The organism is Hydrogenophaga electricum, assembly GCF_030160815.1.
Classification (GTDB): Bacteria; Pseudomonadota; Gammaproteobacteria; order Burkholderiales; family Burkholderiaceae_C; genus Hydrogenophaga; species Hydrogenophaga electricum.
The window spans coordinates 1-12217 of the sequence record NZ_BSPB01000073.1 but is presented as its reverse complement, the minus strand read 5'-3'; the positions used below and the strand labels follow the sequence as shown (position 1 = coordinate 12217).

At 69.2% G+C, this 12217-nt stretch carries 12 protein-coding genes; 5 read left to right on the top strand and 7 right to left on the bottom strand.

Annotated elements, in window-relative coordinates:
* On the top strand, nt 1–574 hold a 574-nt coding region (locus QQK43_RS21345; RefSeq protein WP_502260859.1), incomplete at its 5' end, for an AfsR/SARP family transcriptional regulator.
* Here the strand turns inward: QQK43_RS21345 and QQK43_RS21340 are convergent.
* Nucleotides 557–907 (bottom strand): phage holin family protein, encoded by a 351-nt coding sequence (locus tag QQK43_RS21340; protein ID WP_284309381.1) that lies wholly within the window; start codon nt 905–907, stop codon nt 557–559. The genes QQK43_RS21345 and QQK43_RS21340 overlap by 18 nt on opposite strands.
* A gap of 132 nt (nt 908–1039) precedes the next feature.
* Complete coding sequence (locus QQK43_RS21335; protein WP_284309380.1) at nt 1040–1444, bottom strand: DUF3717 domain-containing protein; 405 nt, start codon at nt 1442–1444, stop codon at nt 1040–1042.
* Nucleotides 1445–1859: 415 nt separating this feature from the next.
* Between QQK43_RS21335 and QQK43_RS21330 the strand changes: the two genes are divergently transcribed.
* The gene (locus QQK43_RS21330) at nt 1860–2624 is read left to right on the top strand and encodes a TerC family protein (RefSeq protein ID WP_284309379.1); all 765 of its coding nucleotides are present in this window, start codon (nt 1860–1862) and stop codon (nt 2622–2624) included.
* Nucleotides 2625–2729: 105 nt separating this feature from the next.
* Here the strand turns inward: QQK43_RS21330 and QQK43_RS21325 are convergent, their stop codons facing one another.
* Together QQK43_RS21325 and purB are read right to left on the bottom strand one after the other, a co-directional pair.
* Nucleotides 2730–3497 carry an oxygen-binding di-iron domain-containing protein gene (locus QQK43_RS21325; RefSeq protein ID WP_234264203.1) on the bottom strand — a complete coding sequence of 256 codons (768 nt, stop codon included), beginning with the start codon at nt 3495–3497 and terminating at the stop codon, nt 2730–2732.
* A gap of 39 nt (nt 3498–3536) precedes the next feature.
* On the bottom strand, nt 3537–4949 hold the full coding sequence (gene purB, locus QQK43_RS21320) for an adenylosuccinate lyase (RefSeq protein WP_284309378.1): 1413 nt from the start codon (nt 4947–4949) through the stop codon (nt 3537–3539).
* Nucleotides 4950–5071: 122 nt separating this feature from the next.
* Here purB and QQK43_RS21315 point away from each other — a divergent pair, with 122 nt between their 5' ends.
* Nucleotides 5072–5689 carry a glutathione S-transferase N-terminal domain-containing protein gene (locus QQK43_RS21315; RefSeq protein WP_234264201.1) on the top strand — a complete coding sequence of 206 codons (618 nt, stop codon included), beginning with the start codon at nt 5072–5074 and terminating at the stop codon, nt 5687–5689.
* Between the two features lie 81 nt (nt 5690–5770).
* The gene (locus tag QQK43_RS21310; RefSeq protein WP_284309377.1) at nt 5771–6511 is read left to right on the top strand and encodes a response regulator transcription factor; all 741 of its coding nucleotides are present in this window, start codon (nt 5771–5773) and stop codon (nt 6509–6511) included.
* Nucleotides 6512–6773: 262 nt separating this feature from the next.
* On the opposite strand, the gene QQK43_RS21305 is transcribed toward QQK43_RS21310, so the two are convergent.
* The 3 genes from QQK43_RS21305 to glnE form a co-directional block, all read right to left on the bottom strand.
* Nucleotides 6774–7421, bottom strand: coding sequence for a glutathione peroxidase (locus QQK43_RS21305; RefSeq protein WP_370465332.1), 648 nt, complete (start codon nt 7419–7421; stop codon nt 6774–6776).
* A 109-nt stretch (nt 7422–7530) separates the two neighbouring features.
* Nucleotides 7531–8136: a rhomboid family protein gene (locus QQK43_RS21300; protein WP_284309376.1), complete on the bottom strand. Its 606-nt coding sequence runs from the start codon at nt 8134–8136 to the stop codon at nt 7531–7533.
* On the bottom strand, nt 8133–10970 hold the full coding sequence (gene glnE, locus QQK43_RS21295) for a bifunctional [glutamate--ammonia ligase]-adenylyl-L-tyrosine phosphorylase/[glutamate--ammonia-ligase] adenylyltransferase (protein ID WP_284309375.1): 2838 nt from the start codon (nt 10968–10970) through the stop codon (nt 8133–8135). Before glnE ends, QQK43_RS21300 begins: the two co-directional genes overlap by 4 nt.
* 14 nt (nt 10971–10984) lie before the next feature.
* Between glnE and QQK43_RS21290 the strand changes: the two genes are divergently transcribed.
* Nucleotides 10985–12217 (top strand): YhdP family phospholipid transporter (locus QQK43_RS21290; RefSeq protein ID WP_370465331.1); only part of this gene is annotated, 1233 nt, incomplete at its 3' end.

The following is a 12217-nucleotide window of genomic DNA, read 5'->3' as shown; positions in this document are numbered from 1 at the left end:
TTATGCGGGCGCGCTGTCGGCCCTGCGCCTGGGCGAGCGGCAGTCCGCGCTCGCGTTGGCGCGCTCGCTGCGGGCCCAGGGCGACCCGCAAGCCCAATGGGTGCTGGACGCCCTGTGGCTGGAAGTGGTGGCGCGGGCGAAGGCCGCGGGGACCCCGGTGGCCCCGGTGGCCGACGCCGACTGGCTGCCGGTGCGTGACGCGGCGCTGTCCAGCGACCGGCGGGCGCTGGTGCTGAACGCGGCCGAAGCCGCCTTGACCGGCGGCGCGCCGGCGCTGGTGAGTGCGCGCCTGAGCGGTTGGGTGGTGCAGCACCCGCGCGATGCGGGGGCCTGGCAACTGCTGGCCCGCGCGCAGCAAGCCCAGGGGCGGCGTCTGCACGCCATCCGCGCCGAAGCCGAGGCGCGGGCTGCCCAGTTGGATTACCCGGGCGCGATCGAGCGGCTCAAGACCGCGCAGGCCCTGCCGGCGAACGAGCGTACCGATGGCATGGAGTTGGCCATCGTGGACGCCCGGTTGCGGGCGCTGGACACGCTTCAGCGCGAAGAGATGAAGGAATCAGCGCGCAAGCAGTGAGCGCACGGCGGCATTGACCAGCAGCATCAGGGCCGAATAGATCAGCGAGCCCAGCAGGGCCGCCCAGAAGCCGTTGACGTGAAAGCCGGCGAGGATGGAGCCGGCCGCCCAGAACAGCAGGGCGTTGATCACGAACAGAAACAGCCCGAGCGTGACGATGGTGACCGGCAGTGTCAGCACAACGAGTAGCGGCCGCAACACCATGTTGAACAGCCCGATCACCAGGGCCGCCACCAGGGCCGAGGTGAAGTTCTGCACCTGCACGCCGGGGTAGAGATACGCCACCATCAACAGTGCACAGGCTGCCAGCAGCCAAGTCAGGATGAGTTTCATGCGGCCAGCATAGCACCCGCCGTGGTGTTTGCCGGGGGCTGCCTGTGTGGTCCCCGCCGTCATGCCCGCGCAGGCGGGCATCCAGCCGCGCATCGCCAGACCCAGCCCGTCAAGAAACCAGCGCCTGGCGCCTCACCGCGAGACCCGTTCCGCGTAGCGGTTGAAGCGCCAGGCCGTGCCTTCCTGCGTGATGCGCCGCCAGACCACCCGTTTCTGGGCCGGGCTCATGCCCGTCCAGAGTTGCACTTCCTCGAAACTGCGGCCACAGCCCTTGCAGTGCGCGTCGCCCTGGCTGGTGGAGCAGATGGCGATGCAGGGGGTGTCGGGCTGCGTGTCCACCCAGGCCAGCCAGGCCGAGCGGGCGGCGTCGGGGATGTCGTGCTCATCCACTTCATGGTGGCGCAGGAAAACCAGGCGGGCATAGACCTCGGCCAGGGCGTGCACCGGTGGCGCCAGCGACACGCCGTCGGGCGAGGGCGTGCGCTCGCGCCAGTGGTTGATCGCGGCTTCGATGTCGGAAATGTGGATGCCGGCCATGGGGTGCGGATCATAAGACCCCGGGCCAGGGTGTCGGTTTTCCCGGTGCCGACACCCCGTGCCGCTTGTGGGAACTGCGTACGCCGCCGATGTGCCACCGCGCGGGCGCGCACCTACAATCGGCGCTTCGAAGGGGAGTAGCTCTGCGGTCTTCCCCGACCGTCCGGTTCGTCGTCACCACGGTGCCTTTCAGGCGCCCGGCGCTCCGGGCCCGCTGCCGGCGGGTCGAGCAAGACCTTTGACAGGCCCGCCAGGGTCGGTGTCAGGCTGCGCACGCCCCTTCGCTCCACGTGTCCATCGTCACACAGGCAAGGGTTGGGCGCCTGCTGGCACCGTCCTGCCGTGCCGAAGGCGGGAACGCACAGCCGGGCTGGCCGGGGTTCGGGACCCATAACGACACCTATCGAGGACTCTCATGGATTTGGACTTTCTCACCCACGCGCCGTTCTGGATCGCGCTGGGGCAGATCATCATCATCGACATCCTGCTCGGCGGCGACAACGCGGTCGTGATTGCGCTGGCCTGCCGCAAGCTGCCGCCGGCCCAGCGCACCAAGGGCATCATCTGGGGCACCGCCGGGGCCATCGTGTTGCGCGTCATCCTGATTGCCTTCGCGATGACGCTGCTGAACATTCCGTTCCTGAAGCTCGTCGGCGCCATCCTGCTGGTGTGGATCGGCATCAAGTTGCTGGCCCCCGATGAAGAGGGGCACGACAACATCCAGGGCAGCGACAAGCTGCTGGCCGCCATCAAGACCATCATCGTGGCCGACCTGGTCATGAGCGTGGACAACGTCATCGCCATCGCGGGCGCGGCGCAGAACGCCGGTCAGGACCACTCGATGCTGCTGGTCGTGCTGGGCCTGCTGATCTCGATCCCCATCATCGTCTGGGGCTCGCAGCTCGTCATCAAGCTGATGGCGCGCTTCCCGGTCATCATCACCCTGGGGGGCATGCTGCTGGGCTGGATCGCGGGCGGCATGGTGGTCACCGACCCGGCTTTCGTCAATCCCGACAAGTGGACCTGGGTGCCCAAGCTGGGCGCCATCGACCCGGCCACGAACGAAGCGGTCATCTCCAGCGCCCTCTACTGGGTGGCCCACGTTGCCGGCGCGCTGCTGGTGCTGGCGCTGGGCAAGTGGATCGCCTCGCGGCGTCCCGCGGTGGCGCACGAAGCCTGAGCGAGCGGGCCTGCCTGCGGGCGTTGCCGCGGCAGGCTCTGCCTCCCGCGAAAGCGGGAGCGCAGATCCCTCATCCGGAAAAGGGGCCGAGGCCGTCGGCGCCGCTTACTGCGGCACCACGTAATTGGCCTGCGTGAAGTTGTCGATGCCGCAGGACAGGTCGCCGATCCAGTCGATGAATTCCTTGACCGCCGCGCCCGCCAGCGGGGCGCCGTGTTGCGGCACGATCAGCTCGATGGGCAGGGTGCGTGCCATGTTGGCCCACAGCCGCAGCACCTTCTGCGACACCATGTAGCGGCGGTGGAACGGCTCCATGCGGGGCAGGTGGGGCGCCAGCGACGTGATGGGCTTGGCCGCGTCGGCCGACGTGCCCAGCGACACGGCCAGGTCGCCCGAGAACAGGATGCGGCTGACCGGATCCCAGAACTGGAAGTTGCCTTCGGCGTGCATGAAGTGCGCGGGCAGCGCCACGAGTTCGCTGCGGCCGAGCCGGATGCGCATGCCGGGGTCGGGAATGCCCACGATACGCCCGGCTGTCTTGCCCGGTTTGCAGAAGTGCGGCGCAAAACGCTCCCACAGGCGCGAGATGTACAGCGTGGCCTGGGTGCTGGTCATCCAGCGGTCCAGCGACGCGATGATGTCGGGATCGGCGTGCGAGGCCAGGATCTCGGTGAGCTTGTTGGGCGGAAAAAAGCGGCCGATGGTCAGCAGCAGTTCGTTGAACGCCATGTTGCCGCCCGGATCGATGATCGCGCCCTGGTCGTTGTCGATCACCAGGAACTGGTTGGCCTGCACCGCCTCACCGCCTTCGTCGCTGAGGTTGGCGAACATCAGGCACACATGGCCATTCTTGTTGTACAGCTCGATGGCCATCGCGACGTGCTCCTTCAGGACAGACGGTGAAGCGGAGGATCAGGCGCGGCGCGCCAGTTCGGCGGCCTTGCCCACGTAGCTGCCGGGCGTCATGGCCAGCAGGCGGTCCTTCTCGGCCTGGGGAATTTCCAGGCTGCGGATCAGCGTGTGCAGCGCTTCGGCCGTGACGGTCTTGCCGCGCGTGACTTCCTTGAGCTTTTCGTAGGCGCCGGGCACGCCGAAGCGGCGCATCACGGTCTGGATCGGCTCGGCCAGCACTTCCCACGAGGCGTCCAGGTCGGTGGCCAGGGCCTCTTCGTTCAGTTCGAGCTTGTTCAGACCGGTCATCAGCGAGGCGTAGGCCAGCACCGCATAGCCCATGGCCACACCCATGTTGCGCAGCACGGTCGAGTCGGTCAGGTCGCGCTGCCAGCGGCTGATCGGCAGCTTCTCGCTCAGGTGCTTGAGCACGGCGTTGGCCAGGCCCAGATTGCCTTCGGCGTTCTCGAAGTCGATCGGGTTGACCTTGTGCGGCATGGTCGAGGAGCCGATCTCGCCGGCCTTGAGCTTCTGCTTGAAGTAGCCCAGGCTGACATAACCCCAGATGTCGCGCGACAGGTCGATCAGGATGGTGTTGGTGCGCGCGATGGCGTCGAACAGCTCGGCCATGTAGTCGTGCGGCTCGATCTGGATCGAATACGGCTGGAAGGTCAGCCCCAGGCCCAGCGGCTCGGGCGTCTCCACCACCTTCTGGCTGAAGTTCTCCCAGTCGAAGTCGGGCCAGGCCGAGAGGTGGGCGTTGTAGTTGCCCACGGCCCCGTTCATCTTGCCCATCAGCTTGACGCCGGCGATCCGCTCGCGCGCCGTGGTCAGCCGCACCACCACATTGGCGATTTCCTTGCCCACGGTGGTGGGGCTGGCGGTCTGGCCGTGGGTGCGGCTGAGCATGGGCACCGCGGCGTGGGCCTGCGCCATGGCGCGCAGCTTGTCGATGATCTGGTCCAGCGTCGGCAGCAGCACCTGGTCGCGCCCGCCCTTGAGCTGCAGGGCGTGGCTGGTGTTGTTGATGTCTTCGCTGGTGCAGGCGAAGTGCACGAACTCGGCGGCTTTCTCCAGTTCGGGTCGGGCCTCGAACTTGGACTTGATCCAGTATTCGACCGCCTTCACGTCGTGGTTGGTGGTTTTCTCGATCTCTTTGATCGCGGCCGCATCGTCTTCGTTGAAGTTCTTGACCAGACCCAGCAGATAGGTGCGGGCGCCCGGCGACAGCGGGGCGAATTCGGTGAAGCCGGCGTCCGACAGCGCGATGAACCAGGCGATTTCCACCTGCACGCGCCGGTGCATGTAGCCCTGTTCGCTCATGAACGGGCGCAGCGCCGCCAGCTTGCCGGCGTAGCGGCCGTCCAGGGGCGAGAGGGCAGAAATCGGGGACAGGGTGGCCGCCGGGGCCGCGGGGGAAGAAGAAGCTCGCATCCCGCCATTGTAGGTTCGGCCCCTGGGCGCCAGCCGGTCGCCAGCGGTGCACAGGCGTCAGTTCGACCGGCGGTTTCGCTGGCTAAAATGCCACCCCCATCACCCCCCGGTCGACGTCATCCATGAAGCTCATTGGCGCCATCACCAGCCCTTACGTCCGCAAAGTCCGTGTCGTCATGGCGGAAAAGAAGCTGGATTACCAGTTCATCCAGGAAGACGTCTGGTCGGCCGACACCCACATCACCGATGCCAACCCGCTCGGCAAGGTGCCCTGCCTGATCATGGAAGGCGGCGAAGCGGTGTTCGACTCGCGGGTGATCGTCGAATACCTCGACACGCTCTCGCCGGTGGGCAAGCTCATTCCGCCTTCGGGCCGCGAGCGCGCCGAGGTCAAGACCTGGGAAGCGCTGGCCGACGGCCTGCTTGACGCCGCCATCCTGGCGCGGCTCGAACTCACCTGGCCCGGGCGCGCCGCCGGCGAGCGCAGCCAGGCCTGGGTCGACCGCCAGATGGGCAAGATCCAGGGCGCGCTCAAGTCCATGAGCCAGGGCCTGGGCGACAAGCCCTTCTGTTCCGGCATCCACCTGAGCCTGTCCGACATCGCGGTGGGTTGCGCGCTCGGCTACCTGGATTTCCGCTTCCCCGCCATCGACTGGCGCGGCCCCTACCCGAATCTGGCCAAACTCAGCGACAAACTCGCGCTGCGCCAGAGCTTCGTCGACACCCAGCCGACGGCCTGACCGGACACCGGGCCGATAAAGGCCCGGACAACCCGTCTATTTCCGCGAACGGCCCGCCGGCCGCTTCCTAGACTGGCTGTCATGAACACACAGCCCCATGTCCTGGTGGTGGACGACGATCCGGCGATCACCCAGCGGGTGACCACCTGCCTGCACCGCCACGGCATGACCGTCAGCGTGGCGGGCGATGCGGCGGCCATGGACGAACTGCTGGCGCGTGAGCCGGTGGATCTGGTGGTGCTCGACCTGGGCCTGCCGGACACCCACGGTCTGGCGCTGCTGCGGCGCCTGCGCGCCGTTTCGGCGTTGCCGGTGGTCGTGCTGATTGCGCGGGCCTCGTCCTACGACCGCATCGTCGGGTTCGAGAGCGGTGCGGACGACTGCATCACCAAACCCCTCGATCCGGTCGAATTTGCCGCGCGCGTCCAGCGCGTGCTGCGCCGAGCCCAGGCCGACCGCACCCAGCCCCGGGGGCTGAGCGGCGCGGGGGTGGTCCGCTTCGATGGCTGGCAACTGCACCGCACGCAGCGCTACCTGCAGACCCCCGAGGGCGCCATGCTGCCGCTGTCGAACGCCGAATGCCGCCTGCTCGATGCGTTGCTGGCGTGCCCGCGGGCGGTGGTGACCCGCGATCAGCTGTTCGACCAGGCGCGCGGCCGGGCCAGCGCCCCGCCCGATGGCAGCCTGGAGAGGCTGATCGCCCGCCTGCGCCACAAGCTGGGCGGGGCCCAGGCGGTGGGCGCGCCGCTGATCAAGACGGTCAGGGGGATGGGTTACATGCTCGACGCCCGGCAGGTGGAGGCGGTGCCGGGTCTGCACTGAAGCCGGTCGCCGCCAGCGGCGCCGGGCTGGAAAGACAAGGTCTGCGAAGCGCCCCGAAACGAAGAAGGGAGGGAGGGAGGAGGAGGAGAAGCGCCTCGGGATTGCATCCACCACACGGTGGAAGGCTTCGCAGACAAAAAGGGGCGGCGTGTGAAACGCCTTGCTGTCATGGAGGCGGCTCGCCGGCAGAAAGTTCCCGCGCCGTTCATCCGGGGCAGGCGTCCGACCAACGGCACGCAGGGGCTCGCGTGTGCGCCGCTGCTCAGCCCTTGGCCGCCAGCACCTGTTCCACGTCGCGCAGGAAATCGCGCTGGTCGGGCGCCACGCGGCTGCCGTAGCTGCGCACCGTGCGGCCATCGCGGGCAATCAGGTACTTGTGGAAATTCCAGCGCGGAGCTTCGCCGGTGATCCGGGCAAGCTGCTGGTACAGCGGGTTGGCTCGCGCTCCCGCCACGCTGCTTTTGGCAAACATCGGGAAACGCACGCCGAAGGTGTTTTCACAGAATTCGGCGATGGTCTGGTTGCTGCCCGGTTCCTGGCTGAAGTCGTTGGAGGGAAACCCGAGCACCACCAGGCCCTGCGGGCGGAAGCGGTCGTACAAGGCCTCCAGGCCCTTGTACTGGCCGGTGAAGCCGCAGTAGCTGGCGGTGTTGACCACCAGCACCGCCTGGCCGGCGTACTGGCACAGGTCCTGCGGTTTTTCGTCTTGCAGGCGCTCGAAGGTGTGGGTCAGCAGGGCCGGGCAGGCGGCGCTGCCGGTGGCCGCGGCGGCAGATCGGGGGACCATGCCGCCAGCACCGAGGCCGACCCAGGTCACACCGGCGGCCAGGGCTGTGCGGCGCTTCAGGCCCGGTCCGGGCAGGGGTTTCGGGGACGGGGTGGCGGCGTGTGGGGGCAGGGCGTTGGGCATGGGGGACTCCAGGACGAAGACAGCAGGCTGTTGGACGGGCCCGGGCGGGCAGGGTTCCTGCCGGCCGGACCGGGTGTCTGGTGGATACGCAGGCCGGGCGCGGGTGGATTCAACCCACGTGCCAGCGGGACACCCGGTCGCTCGCGAGCATCGCGAACAAGGCCAGCACCAGGCCCCAGAGCGCGCCCGTGAGGTGCGCGGCCTGCACCACCGACATCTCGTTGCTGGTGTCCCAGATCACGGGGTAGGACCAGGCGCTTTCCAGCCACAGCTTGCCCAGCAGGCCCACGCCCAGCAGGATGCCCCAGCGCCGGGCGCGGGCCACCGGCACGCGCTGCGCCACCAGGTACACCACCATCACCGCGGTGCCCGCATGCAGCAGACCGGCCAGGCCGACGGCATAGCCGATCTGCGGCCACAGCGGCAGCATCAGCTGGGTCAGGGGCCAGGCCAGCAGCCAGGCCAGCGCCGCGCCCAGGGGCGGTCGCATCATCCAGGCCAGGGCAGTGAGGGCGCCGAGCGCGAGCTGGTTGGCGATCAGGTTCGGGGTATTCAGGTGCACCCAGACCGTGGTCCACAGCGTCCAGGGGCGGGTGGTCCAGTCGTCGGCCTGCCAGGTCAGCAGGTCCACGGCGCTGTCACGGGCCCACCACAGCAGCATGCTGGCCACGCCGTGCAGCATGCACAGCAGCAGCCAGCTCCGCGAGGTTTTCATGCGGCCGCCGGTTGGCCCAGCACGTGTTGCCAGAGCGCCTGGACGGCCTGGGCCAGTGCGGTCGAGGCCTGCGTATCGATCTGGGTGGGGGCTTCGTCCAGCCGGGCCTGGTGCTGGATGTGGCGCAGTTCGCGGTAGGCGTCGGCGGCGGCGCGGCCCACGCCGGCAGGCAGCAGGCCGGCGCTTTCGGCCCGCAGCAGCAGCGCGATGTTGCCCACGTTGGCGCGCAGTTCGGGGTGCGCCTGCGAATGCGCCAGCACCAGGTACTGCACCACGAATTCCGCGTCGACCATGCCGCCTGCGCTGTGCTTGACGTCGAAGCGGCCGCCGCGCACCGGGTGCGCCGCGCGCACCTTCTCGCGCATGCTGCGGATTTCCTGCGCCAGCGCCGCGTGGTCGCGCTCGGCGGTGATGACCGCCTCGCGCACCGCGTCGAAGCGGGTCGCCAGCGCCCCCTCGGCGGGGAGCACGCACCGGGCGCGCGTCATCGCCTGGTGTTCCCAGGTCCAGGCCGTGTTGCTGCCGCGGCCGCGCTGGTAGTTCTCGTACGAGGTGAAGCCCGTGACCAGCAGGCCCGAATTGCCGTTGGGCCGCAGCGCGGTGTCGATCTCGTAGAGGTCGCCTTCGCCGGTTTTCACGGTCAGCCAGTTGATCAGCTTGCGCACGAAGGCGGCGTAGATCTCGCTGGCGTTTTCGTGCGCGTCCTCGTAGACAAAAACGATGTCGAGGTCGCTGCCGTAGCCCAGTTCCTTGCCGCCGAGCTTGCCGTAGCCAATGATGGCGAAGGCCGGCTCGTCGCGGTGGCGGTTTTTCAGCCGGCTCCAGCACCAGCGGGTGGTCACGCGCAGCAGCGCGTCGGCCAGGGCCGAGAGGTCGTCGGCCACCTGTTCGACGCTGAGCACACCTTCCACGTCCCGTGCCAGGGTGCGGAACACCTCGGCGTGGTGGGCGCGGCGCAGCAGGTTCAGCAGGGCTTCCTCGTCGTCTTCGCCGGTGCGCGCGAGCGAGGCGCGGCGTTCGTCCAGGTCGGCCTCGAACTGGGCCGCGTCGAACCGCTCGTCCATCAGCTGGCGGCTGGCCAGCTCGTCGATCACGCCGGGGTGGCGCTGCAGGTAGCGCGCCGGCCACTTGGCCGCGCCCAGCAGGCGCAGCAGGCGTTCGTGCACCGACGGTCGCTCCTGCAGCAGGGCCAGGTAGCTCTCGCGGCGCAACAGCGTTTCGATCCAGTCGGCCAGCCGCAGCGCGGCCAGCTCGGTCACCCGGCCGTCCTGCAGCCAGGCACCGGTGCGTTCGACCAGCCGCACCAGCCGCAGCCGCGCGTCCTCGCGCAGGGCCTGCACCCGGGGGTGTTCGCACCACGCGGCCACCTTGGCGGCAAAGGCTTCGGGCAGTTGCGGCAGCGCGTCCTGCAGGTCTTCGACCGCGCTGCGCCCGCTGGCCCGGCTGGTGCAGCCCTTGCCGCTGCAGCCGCCCTTTTGCGGGCCGCCGAGCAGGGTGTCGAATTCGCCCGCCACGGTTTCGCGGTGGCTGTCCAGCTCGCACAGGAAGGCGCACACGTCGGGGTAGCCCAGGGTGGCGGCGATCCAGGCCAGATCGTCGTCGCGCGTGGGCATCAGGTGGGTCTGCTGGTCATCCAGGTACTGGATGCGGTGCTCCACCTTGCGCAGGAATTCGTAGGCCGCGGCCAGCGCGTCGGCCGTGGCTCGCGGCATCAGGCCGGCCTTGCACAGCCGGTTCAGCGCGTCCAGCGTGGGGCGGGTGCGCAGTTCGGGGAACTGGCCGCCGCGCACCACTTGCAGCAGCTGCACGGTGAATTCGATTTCCCGGATGCCCCCGCGCGAGAGCTTGACGTCGTTGGCCCGGCCGGGGTTGCCGGCCGCGCGCTTGGCGGCGTGGTCGCGGATCTGCCGGTGCAGCGTGCGCAGCGCGTCGAAGACGTTGTAGTCGAGGTAGCGACGGAACACGAAGGGCAGCACCGGGCCGCGCATCGCGCTGGCGCTGCCGTCGCGGATGCTGGCGGCGGGCGCGATCACCCGGCTCTTGAGCCAGGCGAACCGCTCCCATTCGCGGCCCTGGACCAGGAAATACTCTTCCAGCGCGGCGAGCGAGACCACGCTCGGGCCCGAATTGCCGTTGGGCCGCAGCGCCAGGTCGACGCGGAACACGCTGCCGTGTTCGGTGGCGTCGCCGACCGTGCTGTAGATGTGCTTGACCGCCTTGGCGAAATATTCGTGGTTGCTGATGCGGTGGCGGCCATCGGCATTGCCGGCGGTTTCGCCGTCGTGGTCGTAGACGTAGATCAGGTCGATGTCGCTGGAGACATTGAGCTCGCGCGCGCCGAGCTTGCCCATGCCGATCACCCAGAGCTGGGCCCGCTGGGGGGCGGTCGCGTCGCCGCTGTCTTCGACCAGTGGCGCGCCGTGCAGGGCGTCGAGATCGGCAAAGGCCAGCAGGCAGGCCTGGTCCAGCGCGATCTCGGCCAGCGTGGTGACGGCGCCCGTCACGTCTGCCAGCGGGGCGTGCTGCTCGCAGTCCAGCACCACCAAGCGTTCCATCACCAACTGGCGCAGCACGCGCAGCGCCGCCGGCATGGCCAGGCCGCGGCCGCGCAGCGTGTCCAGGCAGTCGGTCATGGTGGCGCGGGTCGGCGTGCCGGGGGGCAGCGTGCTCAGCTCGGCCTCATAGCGGCGGCGCACCCGCTGCACAAAGCGGGAGTGATCGGCGCGCCGGTGTTCGTCGGTCAGCGCGGGGCAGACGGTTCCTGGGGAAGACTTCACACTTCTTGACAATGTGGAAACGGGATGGCGGGCGTTGAGGTCCTGGCTGGCCGTCATAATTTGCGGTAGTCATGAATCCTGAGCGCCCGGCTTCAGCCGCCGACCCTACCACTCGGTCCCTTTCCCCGCGCACCCTCCGGTTTTTCTCCGTCGCCACCCGCTGTCTGCTGTGGCTGGTGGTGGCCGCATGGGTGCTGTTCCTGCTGACCTGGGGCGCCCTGCACGGCTGGATTGTGCCGCGAATCGGCGAATGGCGCCCCGATCTGGAGCGCTGGGCCAGCAGCGCGCTGGGCGTGCCCGTCAAGGTCGGCAGCATCACCACGCTGCCGCGCCGCAGCGACGGCTGGCTGCCCGAACTGGTGCCCACGCTGGAACTCGGCGATGTGCGCCTCTACGACCCCGAGGGCCGGGAAGCCCTGCAACTGCCGGCGGTGCGGGCGTCGCTCTCGGCGCGTTCGCTCTGGCACCTGGGGTTCGAGCAACTGCACATCGTGCGTCCCGTGCTCGACATCCGGCGCGAAGCCAGTGGCCGCATCCTGGTGGCCGGGCTCGACCTGTCCGGTCCCGGCGACGACGGCGCCGCCGCCCAATGGTTCTTCAGGCAGCCGGCCTTCACGATCGAGGGCGGCACGCTGCGCTGGACCGATGACCTCAAGGGCCGGGCGCCGCTGGAGCTTTCCGGTGTCGAACTCGTGGTGCGCAACGGTCTGCGCCACCACGACATGCGCCTGGACGGCACGCCGCCGCCCGAATGGGGCGACCGCCTGAGCCTGCGCGGGCGCTTTACCGAACCGCTGATCGACCTCAGCCAGCGGCGCGCCGGCGAACCGGTCTGGCGCCACTGGAGCGGTGAACTGTTTGCCGACTTTGGCCGGGTGGACGTTGCCCGGCTGCGGACCTATGCCGACCTGTCCGAATGGGGCGTCGCCGTGCGCTCCGGCCACGGAGCCGTGCGCACCTGGCTCGACGTCGAGCGCGGCCAGGTCAAGGCCGCCACGGCCGACGTCGACCTGCAAGACGTGGACGTGCAGCTGGGCCCCGATCTCGAACCCCTGGCGCTGGACACCGTGCAGGGCCGGGCGCAGGCCGACTGGGGGCCGGGCGGTTTCGGCTTTGAAACGCCCAACCTCAGCTTCCGCACCCGCGACGGCCTGGCCTGGCCGGCCAGCCAGGTGCGCGTGCGCCACCGCAACGGGCAGGACGGGGCCCTCGGCACCGAACTGGCGGCCGACCGCATCGAGCTGGCGCCGCTGGCTGCCATCGCCGAGCGCCTGCCCCTGGCGCCCGAGGTGCGGCGCTGGCTG